We start from the raw sequence: 17,648 nt of genomic DNA, 5'->3' as shown, positions 1-17,648 counted from the left end.
TGCCTGATTATAGCCATGTGCGCCGTAAAACGTATGTCGGGGGCTTGAAGCCCCCGACCGTTACCGCGCGTACCTGCTGCTTATTCGCCGTTTTCACGGGCGATGGCCCGGTAGCCGATGTCGTGACGATAGAAGCAACCCGACCAATCGACCTTTGCGGCCAATGCATAGGCCTGGCGCTGCGCGGCGCCGACGCTGTCACCCAGCGCCGTGGCACACAGCACACGGCCGCCTGCCGTCACCACCTGGCCGTCCTTGAGCGCGGTACCGGCATGGAACACCTTGCCGGACTCGGCGGCCGCTGCATCCAGGCCACCGATGACATCACCCTTAGCGTAGTCGCCGGGGTATCCGCCGGCCGCCAGCACGATGCCGACACTCGGACGTGGGTCCCACTGGGCTTCGATCTTGTCCAGCGCCTGGGCGAAGGCCGCTTCGATCAGCAGAATCAGGCTCGACTGCAGACGCAGCATGACCGGCTGGGTTTCCGGATCGCCGAACCGGCAGTTGAACTCGATGACCTTGGGATTGCCGGCCTTGTCGATCATCAGACCGGCATAGAGGAAGCCGGTGTAGACATTGCCTTCGTCGGCCATGCCGCGAACGGTCGGCCAGATCACCTGGTCCATGACCCGCTGATGCACCTCAGCGGTCACCACCGGGGCAGGGGAGTAGGCACCCATGCCGCCGGTGTTCGGGCCGCTGTCGCCGTCGCCGACACGCTTGTGGTCCTGGCTGGTGGCCATGGGCAGCACGTTCTTGCCGTCGACCATGACGATGAAGCTGGCTTCCTCGCCATCGAGGAACTCTTCGATGACCACCCGCGAACCGGCGTCGCCGAAGGCGTTACCAGCGAGCATGTCGCGCACCGCGTCCTCTGCTTCCTGCAGCGTCATGGCGACGATCACGCCCTTGCCGGCAGCCAGGCCATCGGCCTTGATCACGATCGGCGCGCCTTTTTCACGTAGATAGGCCAGAGCCGGCTCGATCTCGGTGAAGTTCTGGTAATCGGCGGTGGGAATCTTGTGCCGCGCCAGGAAATCCTTGGTGAACGCCTTCGACCCTTCGAGCTGGGCCGCGCCTGCGGTCGGCCCGAAGCAGTCCAGGTTGCGCGAGCGGAACAGGTCGACCACGCCGGCCACCAGCGGCACTTCCGGGCCGACGATGGTCAGGGACACGTTCTGTTCGGCGAAGTCGGCCAACTGCTCCAATGCCAGCACGTCGATAGCGACGTTCTCGCACTTGGCTTCGATAGCGGTGCCTGCGTTGCCCGGCGCCACGAAGACTTTCTCGACCCGCGGGTCCTGGGCGACTTTCCAGGCCAGCGCATGTTCACGCCCGCCGCTGCCAATGATCAATACGTTCATGGTTCAAAACCTCGGTAAAGCGGAATTCTAAGGGTGTTCGCGGTATATCGCGTAACGGCCTGACGCGGCTCGCGCCGCTGCTACAGGGGTGGCGTACCCCTGGAACATCACTGCAGGAGGTCGCAGTGGAGTGGGTAGATGCAAGGCGGAACCGGTGGCGCTGAGCGCAGTTGCCTATTGGCAATGAGCATCGGCGACACCGGTTCCAACGCGGCAGATACCCGCTTCAATGCGGCCGTCGCCAAGTTAGTGGCGGAAGTGGCGCATGCCGGTGAAAACCATCGCAATCCCGGCTTCATCGGCCGCCGCAATCACCTCGGCATCACGCATCGAACCACCGGGCTGGATCACCGCGGTGATGCCCACCTTGGCCGCGTTGTCCAGGCCATCGCGGAACGGAAAGAACGCATCCGAGGCCATGACCGAGCCCTGCACCTGCAACCCGGCGTGTTCAGCCTTGATCGCGGCGATGCGCGCCGAGTTGACCCGGCTCATCTGGCCGGCACCGACGCCGATGGTCTGGCGATTCTTCGCGTACACGATGGCGTTGGACTTGACGTACTTGGCCACTTTCCAGGCAAAGATCAGGTCATGGATTTCCTGCTCGCTCGGTGCCCGGCGAGTCACCACCTTGAGGTCGTCGGCGCCGATCATGCCGACGTCGCGGCTCTGCACCAACAACCCGCCGTTCACCCGCTTGTAGTCCCAGGCCTCGGCGCGCTCGGCCGACCACTGTCCACAGGCCAGCAGACGGACATTGGCCTTGGCCGCGACGATGGCGCGAGCCTCTTCGCTGACGCTGGGGGCAATGATCACTTCGACGAACTGACGCTCGACGATGGCCTGGGCAGTGGCCGCATCCAGCTCGCGGTTGAAGGCGATGATGCCGCCGAAAGCCGATTCGGTATCGGTGGCGTACGCCAGTTCGTAGGCCTGGCGAATGCCACCCTCGGCGTCCGGGCACACGGCCACGCCGCACGGGTTGGCGTGCTTGACGATCACACAGGCTGGCTTGACGAAGCTCTTCACGCATTCCAGCGCGGCGTCGGTATCGGCCACATTGTTGTAGGACAGTTCCTTTCCCTGCAGCTGGGTCGCCGTAGCGATACCTACTTCGGCCGGCTGCGCCTCGACGTAGAAGGCTGCCTTCTGGTGTGGGTTCTCGCCGTAGCGCATCTCCTGTGCCTTGACGAACTGGCTGTTGAAGGTGCGCGGGAATTCGCCGCGGCCTTCGGTGCTCAGGGTGTCGCCGGCCTGGTCGATGGTGCCCATGTAATTGGCGATCATGCCGTCGTACGCAGCGGTGTGCTCGAAGGCCTTGAGCATCAGGTCGAAGCGCTGCGCGTAGGTCAGGCCGCCGGCTTTCAGGCTTTCCAACACCTGCGCGTAGTCACCGGCGTTGACCACGATGGCCACGTCCTTGTGGTTCTTCGCCGCCGAGCGGACCATGGTCGGCCCGCCGATGTCGATGTTCTCGATGGCCGTCGGCAGGTCGCAGCCGGGCTTGGAAATCGTGGCCTGGAATGGGTACAGGTTGACCGCCACCAGGTCGATCGGCTTGATGCCGTGCTCGGCCATGATGGCGTCGTCGGTACCGCGGCGGCCGAGGATGCCGCCATGGATCTTCGGATGCAGGGTTTTCACGCGGCCGTCCATCATCTCGGCGAAGCCGGTGTAGTCGGCCACTTCCACAGCGGCCACGGCGTTGTCGCGCAGCAGCTTGAAGGTACCGCCGGTGGACAGGATCTCGACGCCAAGGGCTTCCAGTTCGCGGGCGAATTCAACGATCCCGGTCTTGTCGGAAACGCTGATCAAGGCGCGGCGGATCGGCAGGCGGGTGGTCTGGTCGGTCATCACGATTTCCATCTTCAAAGCGTAGAAGTCAACAAAAAAGGCGAACCGCTGGGTCGCCTTTTCTGGTTTGAATGCTTCGGTTACAGCAGGTCGTATTGCTTGAGTTTCTTGCGCAGGGTGCCGCGATTCAGGCCCAGCATCTCACTGGCCTTGGTCTGGTTGCCCTTGACGTAGTTCATGACGCTTTCCAGCAGGGGAGCTTCGACTTCGGACAGCACCAGGTTGTACACGTCCGTGACGGAGGCGCCTTCGAGGTGGGCAAAATAGTTGTGCAACGCCTTCTCGACACTACCGCGCAGGGTCTGACCCTCTTCGCTCGGCGTGTTCAGATGCTGCTTGAGGTTTACGTTGTCGCTCACAGGCGTTGTTCCACTCACTAAAGTCTCGCTCATCATCGTCATGCGGCCACCTCTTTCGCGTCCCTTTCACCAAGGCTTCTATAGCGTTCGCCGAAAAACTCGCGAACGTTGGCGCATTGCTCTTGCGTCTCTTGCAGCCCATTGAAATGGCTGCGAAATTCACGCCCGCCGGGCTGTGTGCACAGGTACCAGCCAACATGCTTGCGGGCGATGCGCACGCCCATCACATCGCCGTAGAAGGCGTGCAGGGCCTGCAGATGTTCCAGCAGAATGCTTTCCACTTCACTCAACTGCGGTGCCGGCAGCAGTTCACCGGTACGCAGGTAATGCTCGATCTCCCGGAAGATCCAGGGCCGACCCTGCGCGGCGCGGCCTATCAGCAGGCCGTCGGCACCGGTCGCCTGCAATACCTGCCGGGCTTTTTGCGGTGAATCGATGTCGCCGTTGGCAAAGACCGGGATCGACACCGCCTGCTTGATCGCGGCGATGGTGTCGTACTCGGCTTCGCCGGTGTAGAGGTCGGCGCGTGTGCGACCGTGGACCGCCAACGCGGCGATGCCCGATTGCTCGGCAATCTTTGCAACGCTGATGCCATTGCGGTTGGAACGGTCCCAGCCGGTACGAATCTTCAGGGTGACCGGCACATCCACGGCCCCCACCACCGCCTCGAGAATCTGCGCCACCAGCGCTTCATCCTTGAGCAAGGCAGACCCCGCTGCCTTGTTGCACACCTTTTTCGCCGGACAGCCCATGTTGATGTCGATGATCTGCGCACCCGCCTCGACGTTGGCCCGTGCCGCCTCGGCCAGCATCTGCGCGTCCCCTCCGGCGATCTGCACCGAGCGTGGCTCGGGATCGCCTTCGTGAACCATGCGCAGACGGGACTTGCGGCTGTTCCACAGGCTCATGTCGCTGGTGACCATCTCCGACACCACCAGGCCTGCGCCCAGGCGCTTGCACAACTGACGAAAGGGCTGGTCGGTGACCCCGGCCATAGGCGCCAGAATCAGCGAGTTGTTCAAGGTGTATGGGCCGATGCGTACCGCCGACATAGGACTTCCCTGTTGTGGGGCCGGATCATGAGAGTGCGAAAAAGGGTTGGCATAATACCCGCTCTCGATGACGGGTTAAAGATCGATTTGGATAAAATCTGAACAGTTATCTGCCCGCGCGGACAGGTTTGGATGGGCGGCATCCACCCGTCCGGCAGAACATCGGGCTATTCGGGCGAGCGGAAACTCAGGCTGTAGTTGACGGCAGCAGGGCCTGGATCGAGGATGTCCAGGGCAATGTGGATGGGCGTCTGCGGCGGCATCTCGGCCTTGCCGGCCAACTCGCCGTCCAGGTATTCGCTGGGTTTGAAGCGACGGCTGGCGATCAGCTGTCCGTTGAGGTCGGCAAACCGCAGTTCCAGCAACGGGAACGGTTGCGAGAACGCGGCGCGGTTGTAGATGATCGCATCCACCACCAGCGCCCCGGCGAACTCGGGATGGCTGCGCACCACCAGGTTGCTGCTTTTTATCAGGGCGATATCGACCTTGGCCGGCACGCTGCAGCCCATTACGGGGCACAACTGCTGGAACAGCGGCCGGTACTGGTCCTGTCGAGCCAGCTCACCGAAGTGGTACACCACATATTGCACACCCAGGCCCAGGGCGGCCACGATCGCCAGGCCCAGCCACATCAAGCGCTTGCCCCAATGCGGGCGAGGCTTCTCCCACGCCAATTGCATCGGCTCGTCCAGCAGGTCGGCCAAGTCGTCCTCATCGCGCACGGCCGGCTCGTTACGCATGCCCTGCGTCTTGCGGGTCGTGCCGAACGAAGTGACAGGTGGCTCGTCCCGGTCGTGCTCGTCCAGTGCCGACAGTCGACCATGGCCGTCTATGGATGGCTCGTTGTCGTCGTGATTCTCGTAGTGGCGCTCGTCGAGGGGTTCAGGCTGGGAGAGCGACGGCTCGGTCCTGCTGGCGGCCTCGGGCACCTCGGCCTCATCCAGTGCAGGCTGACGCTCGATGATCGGCGGCAAGGCTGTCGACTCGGCATCGGCATCGTCCCGCCGCGCGCTCAGGCTGTCTATCCTGGGGGCGTCCCCCAGCTCGAGCTGGTCCAGGTCGATGTCACCGTTGGCCCACGGCCGTGGCGCAAGCTCCGGCGGGCGGGGCAGGTTGGCCGGGATCAGGGTCGCGCTCTGCTCCAGCAACTGCCGGGCCGCGTTGAAAACCTGCAGGCACGAGCCGCAGCGAACCACACCGCGCGCCACGCTCAACTGGCTGTGGTTGACGCGGAAGCTGCTCTGGCAATGCGGGCACTGGGTGACGAAACTCTCGCTCATGCGCAGGTCCTGGTAGGGCAGGGGGGCTTTCTGGCCGGGTCTCAGCGACGACGGCCGCTGATGCGGACCCAGCCATCACGGTTGGCGATCGGATCCAGCTCGAAGTCCTGGGCGTAGGCGGCGGCGACTTCCTCGCCCTGCTCGGCGAGGATGCCGGACAATGCCAGCAACCCGCCGGGTCGAACCAGGCTGCCGAGCTGAGGCGCAAGGCTGACCAACGGCCCTGCAAGAATGTTGGCCACCAGCACGTCCGCCTGCTGTGCAGGCAAATCGGCAGGCAGATACACCGGGAAGCGCTCGTCGGCAATGCCATTGCGCTGGGCGTTATCGCGGGAAGCTTCCAGCGCCTGCACATCGATGTCGGTGCCGACTGCCTGGCGTGCGCCCAGCAGCAGTGCGGCAATCGCCAGGATGCCCGAGCCACAGCCGAAGTCCAGCACCTGGGTGTCCTGCAATTGCTGACCGTCCAGCCACTCCAGGCACAGGGCCGTGGTGGGGTGGGTGCCGGTGCCGAACGCCAGGCCCGGGTCCAGCAACAGGTTGACCGCGCCAGGCTCCGGTGCCTCGTGCCAGCTGGGCACGATCCACAGGCGGCGACCGAAGCGCATGGGCTGGAAGTTGTCCATCCAGCTGCGTTCCCAGTCCTGATCCTCGATCACCTCGGCATGGTGTTCGGGCAACGCGGCACCGGTGAGCAATTGCAGGTGGGCGAACACCGCGCCTGCGTCGGTATCGGCTTCGAACAGCGCCAGCAGATGGGTGTGCGACCACAGTGGCGTGGTATTGAGTTCGGGTTCGAAGATCGGCTGGTCTTCGGCGTCCATGAACGTGACGGACACGGCACCGACTTCCAGCAGGGCGTCTTCATAGGTTTCGGCTTGTTCTGGGCTGATGGCCAGACGGACTTGCAGCCAAGGCATGGCGGGCACCTTCGATCTAAACGGGGGGCGCAGCACGGTCGCTGCGACGAGCGCGCCAGTTTACGCGAGGAGGGGCGCAAGGGCCAAAAAAAACCCGGCTCGAAAGCCGGGTCCTTTTTTCGCTTACAACTTCACATCAACAACCCAATCACTTCTGGCTGGCCAGCTTGTGTTCCAGGTAGTGGATGTTGACGCCGCCTTTGCAGAAACCTTCATCACGCACCAGGTCGCGGTGCAGGGCGATGTTGGTCTTGATGCCGTCCACGATGATCTCGTCCAGGGCATTGCGCATACGGGCCATGGCCTCGTCGCGGTCCTTGCCCCAGGTGATCAGCTTGCCGATCAGCGAGTCGTAGTTCGGCGGTACGGCATAGCCACTGTACAGGTGCGAATCGACGCGAACGCCGTTGCCGCCCGGTGCGTGGAAATGCTTGACGGTGCCGGGGCTGGGGATGAAGCTTTTCGGGTCTTCGGCGTTGATCCGGCACTCCAGCGAGTGACCACGAATGACCACGTCATCCTGAGTGAACGACAGCTTGTTGCCAGCGGCGATGCTGAGCATCTCCTTGACGATGTCGATACCCGTGACCATCTCCGACACCGGGTGCTCCACCTGCACGCGGGTGTTCATCTCGATGAAGTAGAAACGGCCGTTCTCGTAGAGGAACTCGAACGTGCCGGCGCCGCGGTAGCCGATCTCGATGCAGGCCTTGACGCAGCGTGCCAGGACTTCCTCGCGTGCGGCTTCGTCGATGCCCGGTGCCGGCGCTTCTTCCAGGACCTTCTGGTGACGACGCTGCAACGAACAGTCGCGGTCGCCCAGGTGGATCGCCTGGCCCTGACCGTCGGAGAGCACCTGAACTTCCACGTGGCGTGGGTTGGTCAGGAATTTTTCCAGGTACACCATCGGATTGCCGAACGCCGCGCCTGCTTCGGTACGGGTCAGCTTGGCCGAGGCAATCAGGTCTTCTTCCTTGTGTACCACGCGCATGCCGCGACCACCGCCGCCGCCAGCGGCCTTGATGATCACCGGGTAGCCGACTTCACGGCCGATGCGCAGGGCTTCTTCTTCATCTTCGGGCAGCGGGCCATCGGAGCCGGGTACCGTCGGTACGCCGGTCGCGATCATCGCGTGCTTGGCCGAGACCTTGTCGCCCATCAGGCGGATGGTTTCGGCGGTTGGGCCGATGAAGGCAAAACCGGATTTCTCGACCTGCTCGGCAAAATCCGCGTTCTCGGCGAGAAAGCCATAGCCTGGGTGAATGGCGGTGGCGCCGGTCACTTCGGCCGCAGCGATGATCGCCGGGATGTGCAGATAGGACAGATTGGCAGGCCCAGGGCCGATGCACACCGATTCGTCAGCCAGGCCAAGGTGCATCAGCTCCTTGTCGGCCTTGGAGTAGACGGCAACGGTCTTGATGCCCAGCTCTTTGCAGGCACGCAGGATCCGCAAGGCGATTTCGCCGCGGTTGGCGATCAGAACTTTTTCCAACATCGCAGGCTCTCCGCTGGTCAAACGATGGTGAACAGCGGCTGGTCGTACTCAACCGGCTGACCGTCTTCTACCAGGATCGATTCGATCACACCGCTGGTTTCAGCTTCGATGTGGTTCATCATTTTCATTGCTTCGACGATGCACAGGGTATCGCCCTTCTTCACAGTCTGGCCCACTTCGACGAACGCCGGCGACGCTGGCGAAGCCTTGCGGTAGAAAGTACCGACCATTGGCGAGCGAGCGACGGTGCCGTTGAACTTGGCAGCGGCAGGCTCGGCGGCTGCAGCCGGTGCAGCGGCGACCGGTGCCGCGGCAGGCGCTGCCATCGGCGCGGGCGCATAGTACTGCTGGGCCGGGGTCTTGCTGTGGCGGCTGATCCGTACGGACTCTTCGCCTTCCTTGATTTCCAGCTCGTCGATGCCGGACTCTTCCAGCAGCTCGATCAGTTTCTTGACTTTACGAATATCCATTAATCATCAACTCCCAAGGGTCGGTCAGGGGCGTTCAGTAGGTGTTCTGTGCCAAGCGCCTTTCTAGGAAGGCTGCGAACACTTGTGCCGTTGAAAAGGGCCGAGTGGCGGCGAAAATTCTTGAACGTGCCGGTGAAAAATACGCACGTCGAACAGTGGGATGCTCATCGACAGCGGCGCGTCACGTCAGGGGTGACATCCGCCGACAAAAGCCGTTGGAGCAGCCTTGCTTTCAGTGGCCTCTCATCACCAGGTTCATGGGTTGAGCGGGCGAACTATGCCGGAAAGCTCGGGCGTATGTCCAGTTAAGCGCAATAGCCTGCACGTTGTCCGATGTTTGCGCAAAATTTGTGACTCGCTTGTCGGTTCTGGTCACTGCCAGTGTCACGGATTACCCAAAGCCGGGATTTTTCCTGCGAAGGTTGCCGCATCGATTTCGCCAACCACTCGCGAGCCAACCTGTTCGCTGCCGTTGGCGTCGAAGAACAGCAAGGCAGGCGGGCCGAACAGTTTGAAGCGATCGAGCAGGGCACGCTGTTCGGCGTTGCTCTGGGTAATGTCCAGGCGCACCTTGCGATAACCTGCCAGCCCCGCGATCACCTGCGGGTCGGTCAGCACTTCATGCTCGATGACCTTGCAGCTGATGCACCAGTCGGCATACCAGTCCAATACCAGCGGCTGGCCGGCGGCGGTGGCCTGTTGCAGTGCCTGCTCGAAGCCGTCGGTGGTGGTGATCGTCTGCCAGGCATCGGCCGAGACGTTTGGCGTGGTGGAGCTCGAAGCAATGGCGGCCGGGCGTGCCAGCGGCTGGAAAGGATCGGAGTGGCCGCTCAGGGCGCCGTGCCAGCAGGCCAGGGCGTAGAACAGAAAGCCCAGCCCCACTACCTGTTGCAGGCGCTGGCGCGCAGGCTTGACCACCCACTCCAGCGCCCCCATGAACACGCCGATAGCGGCGGCCAGCAGGCCGATCAACAACAGCGTGACACTGCCCGGCAGCACTCGGGCAAGCAGGGCGATCGCCAGGCCCAGCAGCAGCACGCCGATGGCATTCTTGACGGTCACCAGCCACGGGCCGCTCTTGGGCAACCAGGCCGCACCGCCCGTGGCCACGAGCAGCAGTGGCGCGCCCATACCCAGGCCCAGAGCAAAGAGTTTCAACCCGCCACCGAGGGCATCGCCGCTGGCGCTGATATAGAGCAGCGCTCCGGCCAGCGGCGCCGAGACGCAGGGTGACACCAGCAGGCTCGACACCACGCCGAGCACCGCCGCACCCCACAGCGAGCCGCCCTTGGCATTGCCCGCCACGCGATCCAGGCGTTGACTCACGGCCGCTGGCAGCTTGAGCTCGAACACGCCGAACATGGCCAGGGCAAACACGACGAAGAACAGCGCGAACGGCACCAGCACCCAGACCGACTGCAAGCGTGCCTGCAGGTTGAGCTCGGCGCCGAACTTGCCCATCAGCGCGCCGAGCAGGGCGAAACAGACCGCCATGGGCAGCACGTAGGCCAGCGACAGGCTGAAGCCTCGCAGCCCACCCACCTGCCCGCGCAGGACCACGCCGGACAGAATAGGCAGCATCGGCAATACGCAGGGCGTGAAGGTCAAGCCAATGCCGGCGAGAAAGAACAGCGCCAGTTCGTGCCAATGCCAGCCACCGGTAACCGGCGCCTCGGTCGCTACCGGTGCAGCCTGGCCAATGCCGGCCACGGACAGGCGCTGGGTTGCCGGCGGGTAGCACAGGCCCTTGTCGGCACAGCCCTGGAACGTCACCGCCAGGGTGAGGGCCCGCTGGTCACCGGCAGGGCGAGGGATGTGCACGTCGAGAATGCCGTGGTAGACCTCGACATCGCCGAAATACTCGTCGTGCTTCTGCTCGCCGGCGGGCAGTTGTGCCGCGCCCAGCACGACGTCGGCGGGTTCGGCCTTGAATTCGAAGCGATGGCGATAGAGGTAGTAGCCTTCGGCAATGACGAAGCGCAGGGTGATGTCTTCTGCCGAGGACTGCACCTGTTCGAGCTGGAACGCCTGGCCGACCGGCAGGAAGTCGGCGCTGTTGTTCAGCGATGCACCTCCCAGGGTGGCGCTGGGCCGCGTGTCGAGCAGGCCAGAGGCTGCGACGGGCAGTGCGAGAACCAACAACAAAAGGCAGAGCAGGCGGCGCATGACGTTTCTCTAACAGCAACTGAGCGCGCATCATACTGGAGCCGTGCGGTACTGCCGAATCACCCCACCCCAATTTCATGTAACAGGATGGGTCGCCCGGAGAGGGTCGCCTAGATAGGGTCGCCTAGATAGGGTCGCCCGGAGAGGGTCGCCCAGAAAAGAGCCGCCCGCGCCATCCCCCAGCTTTACACCCTGAACGCCTGCACCGCCGTGCGCAGCTCGCCGCCGAGCAGCAACAGCTGCTCGCCCTGGGCGCGTCCTTGGTCGATGCGCCTCAGGTTGTCTTCACCCAAGCCGTGAATGCGCTCGCCGTGCTCGCGAATGTCGCCCACTGCGCCACTTTGCTGGGCCGTCGAGTCGGCGATACGCACGGCGGTGTCGGAGATGGTCTGGATCGCCGTGACGATCTGCGCCAGTGCGCCGTCCGCAGCCTCGGCCTGACTTGCCGTGGCCTGGGCGTGAACCACTTGTGCGCGGATGCCCTGCACGGACTCGCGCGCTGTGGTTTGCAGGCCGGCAATCAAGCTCTGGATCTGATGGGTCGCCCCGGTCGTGCGCGATGCCAGCGAGCGAACCTCTTCAGCCACCACTGCAAAACCACGACCCATTTCGCCGGCCCGAGCGGCCTCGATGGCGGCATTGAGCGCCAGCAGGTTGGTCTGGTCGGCAATCGAGCGAATCACGGTCAGTACCCCACCAATGGTGGCCGACTCCTCGGCGAGCTGCTCGATCATCTGCGCATTGCCCTGCACTTCACCCACCAGCGCGTGCAGCCCCCTGAGGCTCTGCCCGATGACCTGCTGGCCATGTTCCACCGCATCCCCCGCCAAGCGGCTGGCTGCGGCTGCCTGACTGGCGTCGTCGGCCACCTGGCCGATGGTCGCTTCCAGCTCGCCCAGCGCATCGCGAATCTGCGCGGTATCGCCGGCCTGGCGCAGCGCCCCTCGATGCAGGCCGCCGCTGAGTTCGGCCAACTGATGGCTGCTGCCGGCGACCTGCTCGGCGTTCTGGCGAATGGTGCCGACCAACTCGACCAGGTACAGGCGCAAACGATTGAGGGAGGCCTCGATGGCCTGCAGCTCATGGTTGGTACGGCCCAGGGCAATGGGCTTGGCGAAGTCGCCCTCGGCCCAGGTCGACAGGGCCGGGTCCAGACGTGTCAGCACGCCGGCCAGGCGTCGCTGCATGCGGTCGATAAGCAATGCGATCAGCAGGATCAGGCCGATCATGGCCCCTTGCAGCAGCCTTACTTCGCCCTGGATGCTTGCGTGTTGGCCGCGCACGGCGGGTTCCAGTGCGCCCAGGCCCTGCTGTACAGCATCGATACTTTGCTGCGCGGCATCGGCCAGCTCGGTCCGCCGCTGGATCAACTCACGGGTACGGCTCAGTTCGGCTGGATAGCGCGTCAGCAGGCTGGCCAGCTCGCGCTTGAGGTCCACACCGTCATCCTGGGTGCCACTGGCGGCGTCGTTCTGCAAGCCCATCAACGCAGCGAAATCATCGGCGCTCGACGCGCTGGCGCTGGCAATCCCCAGCAACGGCAGGCCCTGCAGGGTGGTGGCCTGGGCCTTGATGCCGGCCAGCTCGCGCTCGACGTCTTCGGCCAGTGCACTGCGCCCGCTGCCGACCATCTTTTCCCGGGCCAGGGTCAGCCGGGCCAAATGCTGGCTGGCGGTCAGCAGCGTTGCCTGATACGCCCCGTTGCCCTCGGCATACCGGGCCAATTGCTCCAGCGTAGCGCCCAGCTCGCGCTCGGCCTGCACCAGCAGTGCCTGTGGATCGCCCGCCAGCTTGCCGGCAGCCAGCAGTTGTTCGGCACTGAAGGTCATCAGCGCCTGCACATCGTTCTGCAGTGCGCCGGTCAGTGCTGTCGGCAGGCTGTCGACCCCCTCATGCAGCCGGGTCAGCCCCTGCGTGGCTTCGGCATGGCGCAACGCATCGCCGCTGCTCAGATAATCCTGAACGTTGCGCACCACGTCGTCCTGGAACTGCCGCGACAGTTGCAGGTAGCGTTCCATCAGCAGGTAGGGCTGCTCCAAGGCTCTCTGCGACCACCACAGGGTGGCTGCCAGCGCAGTGCAGACGGCGACTAGCAACAGGGTGTTCAGATTGGTGAGCAGTTTCAGGCGCATGGGGCACTACCAACAGCGAAATGGTCAGTGCGTGAAGGTAGGGTTGGTCTGTTACAGGCTCATGAATTGCCGAGAAAAAGATGGCATTTAGCCTGTACGTCTAATGCTGCTGGACTCAGGGTCTGACACATTCAGATGCCTTTGCTGCGGCTGCGACAGTCCTGCACATCCTTTATAGTGCCAAAGTGCTTTCTCTCCCGGAAAACTTTGCCCCTGCGAGGCACGTTAGCCAGGTGACGAGGTCAGAACCCATGAATTCCGCGATAGAAAGGACATAAGCCATGCTGGACTGGAAGAATCGTGCGGGCAACGGTGAAGCGCGGGAGCGTGCCGACACCGGCGGCGGCCCACGCAGCTCTGTCAAAAGCCTGCTGTTGAGCAAGGCGGTACTGGGCGCGCTGGCGGTCTATCTGGTAGTGACCCTGTTGCTGGGTTGGTACTGGAGCGAAGAGCCCGAACTGTTCCCGGTGCAGCAGAATGCCCAGGCAGCTGCCCAGCGTGACGGACGCCAGATGGTCGTCGGCTACACCACTGTGGAAACTCTCAAGGCCGTGGCTTCGACCTTGCTGAACAAACCCGGTGGCTACATTTCCAACGACCGTCTTCCGCCCGGCCTGTGGATGGACAACATGCCCAGCTGGGAATACGGCGTGCTGGTCCAGGTCCGCGACCTGAGCCGTGCCTTGCGCAAGGACTTCGCGCGCTCGCAGTCGCAGTCTGCCGAAGACGGTGACCTGGCCCGTGCCGAGCCACGCTTCAACTTCGACAACAAGAGCTGGGTGCTGCCTTCCAGCGAGTCCGAGTTCCAGGAAGGCATCAACCTGCTGACCCGCTACCAGAATCGCCTGTCCGACCCAAGTCAGACCAACGCGCTGTTCTACACCCGTGCCGACAACCTGAACAACTGGCTGGGCGACGTCGGTACCCGCCTTGGTTCGCTGTCGCAACGCCTGTCGGCCAGCGTCGGTCGGGTCAAGCTGAACACCACACTCAAGACCGAAAGCGTGATTGCCGGCCAGGCACCTCAGGTCGACGAAGAAATCGTCGAAACCCCGTGGATGCAGATCGACAATGTGTTCTATGAGGCTCGCGGCCAGGCGTGGGCGCTGTCCCATCTGCTGCGCGCCATCGAAGTCGACTTCGCCGACGTCCTGGCCAAGAAGAATGCAACCGTGAGCGTGCGTCAGATCATCCGTGAACTCGAAGCCTCCCAGGCACCGGTGTGGAGTCCGATGATCCTCAATGGCAGCGGCTTCGGCATGTGGGCCAACCATTCGCTGGTCATGGCCAACTACATTTCGCGGGCCAACGCTGCGGTGATCGACCTTCGTCAGTTGCTGACGCAGGGCTGAGGACATGCCCATCTCGACCCAGGAGGTCGAACATCGTGCTGCGTCCGATGCCGAGTCGATCGCCTGGGTGGATGAGTCCGACCAGTTGCTGGGAACCCTGCCCAGGGCCGAGCTGCGTGAGCGTGGGCTGATTGGCCGCGGCACCTACATCCTGCTGTTCAACGGTGAGGGTGAGCTGTGCGTGCACCGGCGCACGCTGAGCAAGGCGATCTATCCAGGCTACTGGGACGTGGCCGCGGGTGGCATGGTGCAGGGCGACGAGACCTATGCCGAATCGGCTGCCCGTGAACTGGAAGAAGAATTGGGCGTGAGCGGAGTCGAATTGACCGCTCACGAACTGTTTCTTTTCGACCAGCCGGGCAACCGGGTCTGGTGCGCGGTGTTCTCGGCGGTGTGGGATGGGCCCTTGGAGTTGCAACCCGAGGAGGTTCTGGAGGCACGGTTCATCCCGGTCCAACAGGCCCTGGACGAGAGCACGACCGAGCCCTATTGCCCCGATTCCGTAGCAGCCTTGCTGCGCTTTCTGGCCTGCCGCGACAACGCCTGACGAGACTTGGCGGGCCGAATTCTTCGCGGCCAATGACCGCTCTCACAAGATCACAAGTGTCACGCCCCCGTGGGAGCGGTCATCGGCCGCGAAACAGACGCCGCACAGCCGCGGATACTCCACAGCGCTTCATGAAATCCGCGCAACCTCGGCAAATGCCCCCTCCAGGCACTTAGCACACATCCCTTTTCCCGTTAAACTGCGCGGCCTGATCCACTTCACATGAGGCATGCCGGTGGCAAAGAAAGCCGCATCCTTCGCCGCCCTGGGCGGCCTGGTGTTCTCCACCGACAGCGGTCGGCATTGCCCGGACTGCCGTCAGCCCATCGACGCCTGCACCTGCAAGCAAACGGCCGTGCCCGAAGGCGACGGCATCGCCCGGGTGCGGCGCGAAAGCAAGGGCCGTGGTGGCAAGACCGTGACCACCATCACTGGCGTCCCGCTGCCAGCCGATGCACTCAAGGAACTGGCGACCACCCTCAAGCGCCGTTGCGGCACGGGCGGTGCCTTGAAAGACGGCATCATCGAGATCCAGGGCGACCATGTCGAGCTGCTGCTTGCCGAACTGGTCAAGCAGGGCTTCAAGGCCCGCAAATCCGGTGGCTGAGCCGCACGCCTTGTAAACTTGAAGTACGCGCCGGGGTCTACCCCAGCAGGCGCAGCAATCGTCATCTTTACCCTCTACACTGCGCAGGGCCCGCCGGCCCGCGACAACCGACTTTTTTCATAGGGGACTTCGATGTCCGTACGACGCACACGCAAAGACGATGGCAGCCAATGGACCGTGGCCGACAGCCGCAGCGTATATGGCATCCGCCACTGGGGCGCGGGCTATTTCGCCATCAACGAGGCTGGCCGTGTCGAGGTTCGTCCGAACGGCCCGGACAGCTCGCCGATCGATCTTTACGAACAGGTCGACCACCTGCGCAAGAGCGGCCTGTCGCTGCCGTTGCTGGTACGTTTTCCCGACATACTGCAGGACCGTGTACGCCAGTTGACCGGTGCCTTCGACGCCAACATCGCGCGTCTGGAATACCAGAGCCGCTATACCGCGTTGTACCCGATCAAGGTCAACCAACAGGAAGCGGTGGTGGAAAACATCATTGCCACCGAAGGCGTCTCCATCGGCCTGGAAGCCGGCTCCAAGCCTGAGCTGCTCGCCGTACTGGCGCTGGCGCCCAAAGGCGGGACCATCGTCTGCAACGGCTACAAGGACCGCGAATTCATTCGTCTGGCCCTCATCGGCCAGAAGCTGGGCCACAACGTCTTCATCGTCATCGAAAAAGAATCCGAAGTGGCCCTGGTCATCGAGGAAGCGGCCGACCTCAAGGTCAAGCCGCAGATCGGCCTGCGCGTGCGTCTGTCGTCCCTGGCGTCGAGCAAATGGGCCGACACCGGTGGTGAGAAGTCCAAGTTCGGCCTGTCTGCCGCACAGCTGTTGTCGGTGGTCGAGCGCTTCCGCGAAGCCGGGCTGGACCAGGGCATTCGCCTGCTGCACTTCCACATGGGTTCGCAGATCGCCAACCTGGCGGACTACCAGCACGGCTTCAAGGAAGCCATCCGCTATTACGGTGAGCTGCGTTCCCTCGGCCTGCCGGTCGATCACATCGACGTCGGTGGCGGCCTGGGGGTCGACTACGATGGCACCCATTCGCGCAACGCCAGCTCGATCAACTACGACATGGACGACTACGCCGGTGTCGTGGTGGGCATGCTCAAGGAGTTCTGCGATGCCCAGGGCATGCCCCACCCGCACATCTTCTCGGAAAGCGGCCGCTCGCTGACCGCGCATCATGCCATGCTGGTGGTGCAGGTTACCGACGTCGAACGTCACAACGATGAAGTCCCCGAGATCGTTGACAAGCAGAGCCTGCCCGAAACCCTGCAGTGGCTGGTCGACCTGCTGGGTCCGACCGACATCGAGATGGTCACCGAGAACTACTGGCGCGCGACCCACTACATCAGCGACATCGCTGCGCAGTACGCCGACGGCAAGGTGACCCTGGCGCAGAAGGCCTTGGCCGAACAGTGCTACTTCGCCGTGTGCCGTCGCCTGCACAACTCGCTCAAGGCGCGTCAGCGCTCCCATCGCCAGGTGCTGGACGAGCTCAACGACAAGCTCGCCGACAAGTACATCTGTAACTTCTCGGTGTTCCAGAGCCTGCCCGACACCTGGGCCATCGGCCAGGTGCTGCCGATCCTGCCGCTGCATCGTCTCGACGAAGAACCGCTGCGTCGCGCCGTGCTGCAGGACCTGACCTGCGACTCCGACGGCAAGATCAAGCAGTACGTGGACGAGCAAAGCATCGAGACCAGCCTGCCGGTGCACGCCGTCAACCAGGGTGAGGACTACCTGCTGGGCATCTTCCTGGTCGGCGCGTACCAGGAAATTCTGGGCGACATGCACAACCTGTTCGGCGACACCGACTCGGTGAACATCTATCAGCGTCAGGATGGCAGCGTGTACAGCGCCGGTATCGAAACCCATGACACCATCGAAGACATGCTGCGCTATGTACACCTGTCTCCCGAAGAGTTGATGACGCATTACCGTGACAAGGTTGCCAGCGCCAAGATCACTGCCCGCGAACGCACCCAGTACCTGGACGCCCTGCGCCTGGGCCTGACCCGTTCCTCGTACCTGTCCTCGTAAC

At 63.4% G+C, this 17,648-nt stretch carries 14 protein-coding genes; 4 read left to right on the top strand and 10 right to left on the bottom strand.

What is annotated here, in order from left to right:
- Positions 1–80: 80 nt before the first annotated feature.
- From purD to LT40_RS22155, 10 genes are all read right to left on the bottom strand, one after another.
- Positions 81–1,367 carry a phosphoribosylamine--glycine ligase gene (purD, locus tag LT40_RS13480; RefSeq protein WP_043191015.1) on the bottom strand — a complete coding sequence of 429 codons (1,287 nt, stop codon included), beginning with the start codon at positions 1,365–1,367 and terminating at the stop codon, positions 81–83.
- Positions 1,368–1,613: 246 nt separating this feature from the next.
- Entirely contained in the window at positions 1,614–3,221 is a 1,608-nt protein-coding gene (gene purH / locus LT40_RS13475; protein WP_043191012.1) for a bifunctional phosphoribosylaminoimidazolecarboxamide formyltransferase/IMP cyclohydrolase, read from the bottom strand.
- Between the two features lie 80 nt (positions 3,222–3,301).
- Positions 3,302–3,622: a DNA-binding transcriptional regulator Fis gene (gene fis / locus LT40_RS13470; protein ID WP_043191008.1), complete on the bottom strand. Its 321-nt coding sequence runs from the start codon at positions 3,620–3,622 to the stop codon at positions 3,302–3,304.
- Positions 3,619–4,632, bottom strand: coding sequence for a tRNA dihydrouridine synthase DusB (gene dusB, locus LT40_RS13465; RefSeq protein ID WP_043191004.1), 1,014 nt, complete (start codon positions 4,630–4,632; stop codon positions 3,619–3,621). The genes fis and dusB overlap by 4 nt, the downstream gene beginning before the upstream one ends.
- 167 nt (positions 4,633–4,799) lie before the next feature.
- Positions 4,800–5,912: a DUF3426 domain-containing protein gene (locus tag LT40_RS13460; protein WP_043191000.1), complete on the bottom strand. Its 1,113-nt coding sequence runs from the start codon at positions 5,910–5,912 to the stop codon at positions 4,800–4,802.
- Between the two features lie 41 nt (positions 5,913–5,953).
- The gene (prmA, locus tag LT40_RS13455; RefSeq protein WP_043190996.1) at positions 5,954–6,832 is read right to left on the bottom strand and encodes a 50S ribosomal protein L11 methyltransferase; all 879 of its coding nucleotides are present in this window, start codon (positions 6,830–6,832) and stop codon (positions 5,954–5,956) included.
- A 148-nt stretch (positions 6,833–6,980) separates the two neighbouring features.
- On the bottom strand, positions 6,981–8,327 hold the full coding sequence (gene accC, locus LT40_RS13450; RefSeq protein ID WP_043190993.1) for an acetyl-CoA carboxylase biotin carboxylase subunit: 1,347 nt from the start codon (positions 8,325–8,327) through the stop codon (positions 6,981–6,983).
- 17 nt (positions 8,328–8,344) lie between these two features.
- Positions 8,345–8,797 carry an acetyl-CoA carboxylase biotin carboxyl carrier protein gene (gene accB, locus LT40_RS13445; protein ID WP_043190988.1) on the bottom strand — a complete coding sequence of 151 codons (453 nt, stop codon included), beginning with the start codon at positions 8,795–8,797 and terminating at the stop codon, positions 8,345–8,347.
- Positions 8,798–9,181: 384 nt separating this feature from the next.
- Positions 9,182–10,963 carry a protein-disulfide reductase DsbD gene (locus LT40_RS13440; protein WP_043190985.1) on the bottom strand — a complete coding sequence of 594 codons (1,782 nt, stop codon included), beginning with the start codon at positions 10,961–10,963 and terminating at the stop codon, positions 9,182–9,184.
- 185 nt (positions 10,964–11,148) lie between these two features.
- A complete protein-coding gene (locus LT40_RS22155) occupies positions 11,149–12,150 on the bottom strand; it encodes a methyl-accepting chemotaxis protein (RefSeq protein ID WP_475276229.1) in 1,002 nt (333 codons plus the stop codon).
- Positions 12,151–13,376: 1,226 nt separating this feature from the next.
- Here LT40_RS22155 and LT40_RS13430 point away from each other — a divergent pair.
- The 4 genes from LT40_RS13430 to speA all read left to right on the top strand — a co-directional run bounded on the left by LT40_RS13430 (position 13,377) and on the right by speA (position 17,647).
- The gene (locus tag LT40_RS13430; RefSeq protein ID WP_043190979.1) at positions 13,377–14,447 is read left to right on the top strand and encodes a DUF2333 family protein; all 1,071 of its coding nucleotides are present in this window, start codon (positions 13,377–13,379) and stop codon (positions 14,445–14,447) included.
- Positions 14,448–14,451: 4 nt separating this feature from the next.
- Positions 14,452–14,994: an NUDIX hydrolase gene (locus LT40_RS13425; RefSeq protein ID WP_043190975.1), complete on the top strand. Its 543-nt coding sequence runs from the start codon at positions 14,452–14,454 to the stop codon at positions 14,992–14,994.
- A gap of 235 nt (positions 14,995–15,229) precedes the next feature.
- A complete protein-coding gene (locus LT40_RS13420) occupies positions 15,230–15,601 on the top strand; it encodes a translation initiation factor Sui1 (RefSeq protein ID WP_043193674.1) in 372 nt (123 codons plus the stop codon).
- A 132-nt stretch (positions 15,602–15,733) separates the two neighbouring features.
- Entirely contained in the window at positions 15,734–17,647 is a 1,914-nt protein-coding gene (gene speA, locus LT40_RS13415; RefSeq protein ID WP_043190973.1) for an arginine decarboxylase, read from the top strand.
- The last annotated feature ends 1 nt before the right edge of the window (position 17,648 follow it).

The sequence above is a fragment of the Pseudomonas rhizosphaerae genome, from assembly GCF_000761155.1.
GTDB classification, from domain to species: Bacteria; Pseudomonadota; Gammaproteobacteria; order Pseudomonadales; family Pseudomonadaceae; genus Aquipseudomonas; species Aquipseudomonas rhizosphaerae.
The sequence above is the reverse complement of the archived record's forward strand: the minus strand, read 5'-3'. Positions and strand labels throughout refer to the sequence as shown.

Coding starts and splice junctions, on each gene's coding strand:
- purD (WP_043191015.1), bottom strand. CDS start 1,367: ATGAACGTATTGATCATTGGCAGCGGCGGGCGTGAACATGCGCTGGCC.
- purH (WP_043191012.1), bottom strand. CDS start 3,221: ATGACCGACCAGACCACCCGCCTGCCGATCCGCCGCGCCTTGATCAGC.
- fis (WP_043191008.1), bottom strand. CDS start 3,622: ATGACGATGATGAGCGAGACTTTAGTGAGTGGAACAACGCCTGTGAGC.
- dusB (WP_043191004.1), bottom strand. CDS start 4,632: ATGTCGGCGGTACGCATCGGCCCATACACCTTGAACAACTCGCTGATT.
- LT40_RS13460 (WP_043191000.1), bottom strand. CDS start 5,912: ATGAGCGAGAGTTTCGTCACCCAGTGCCCGCATTGCCAGAGCAGCTTC.
- prmA (WP_043190996.1), bottom strand. CDS start 6,832: ATGCCTTGGCTGCAAGTCCGTCTGGCCATCAGCCCAGAACAAGCCGAA.
- accC (WP_043190993.1), bottom strand. CDS start 8,327: ATGTTGGAAAAAGTTCTGATCGCCAACCGCGGCGAAATCGCCTTGCGG.
- accB (WP_043190988.1), bottom strand. CDS start 8,797: ATGGATATTCGTAAAGTCAAGAAACTGATCGAGCTGCTGGAAGAGTCC.
- LT40_RS13440 (WP_043190985.1), bottom strand. CDS start 10,963: ATGCGCCGCCTGCTCTGCCTTTTGTTGTTGGTTCTCGCACTGCCCGTC.
- LT40_RS22155 (WP_475276229.1), bottom strand. CDS start 12,150: ATGCAGCGACGCCTGGCCGGCGTGCTGACACGTCTGGACCCGGCCCTG.
- LT40_RS13430 (WP_043190979.1), top strand. CDS start 13,377: ATGCTGGACTGGAAGAATCGTGCGGGCAACGGTGAAGCGCGGGAGCGT.
- LT40_RS13425 (WP_043190975.1), top strand. CDS start 14,452: ATGCCCATCTCGACCCAGGAGGTCGAACATCGTGCTGCGTCCGATGCC.
- speA (WP_043190973.1), top strand. CDS start 15,734: ATGTCCGTACGACGCACACGCAAAGACGATGGCAGCCAATGGACCGTG.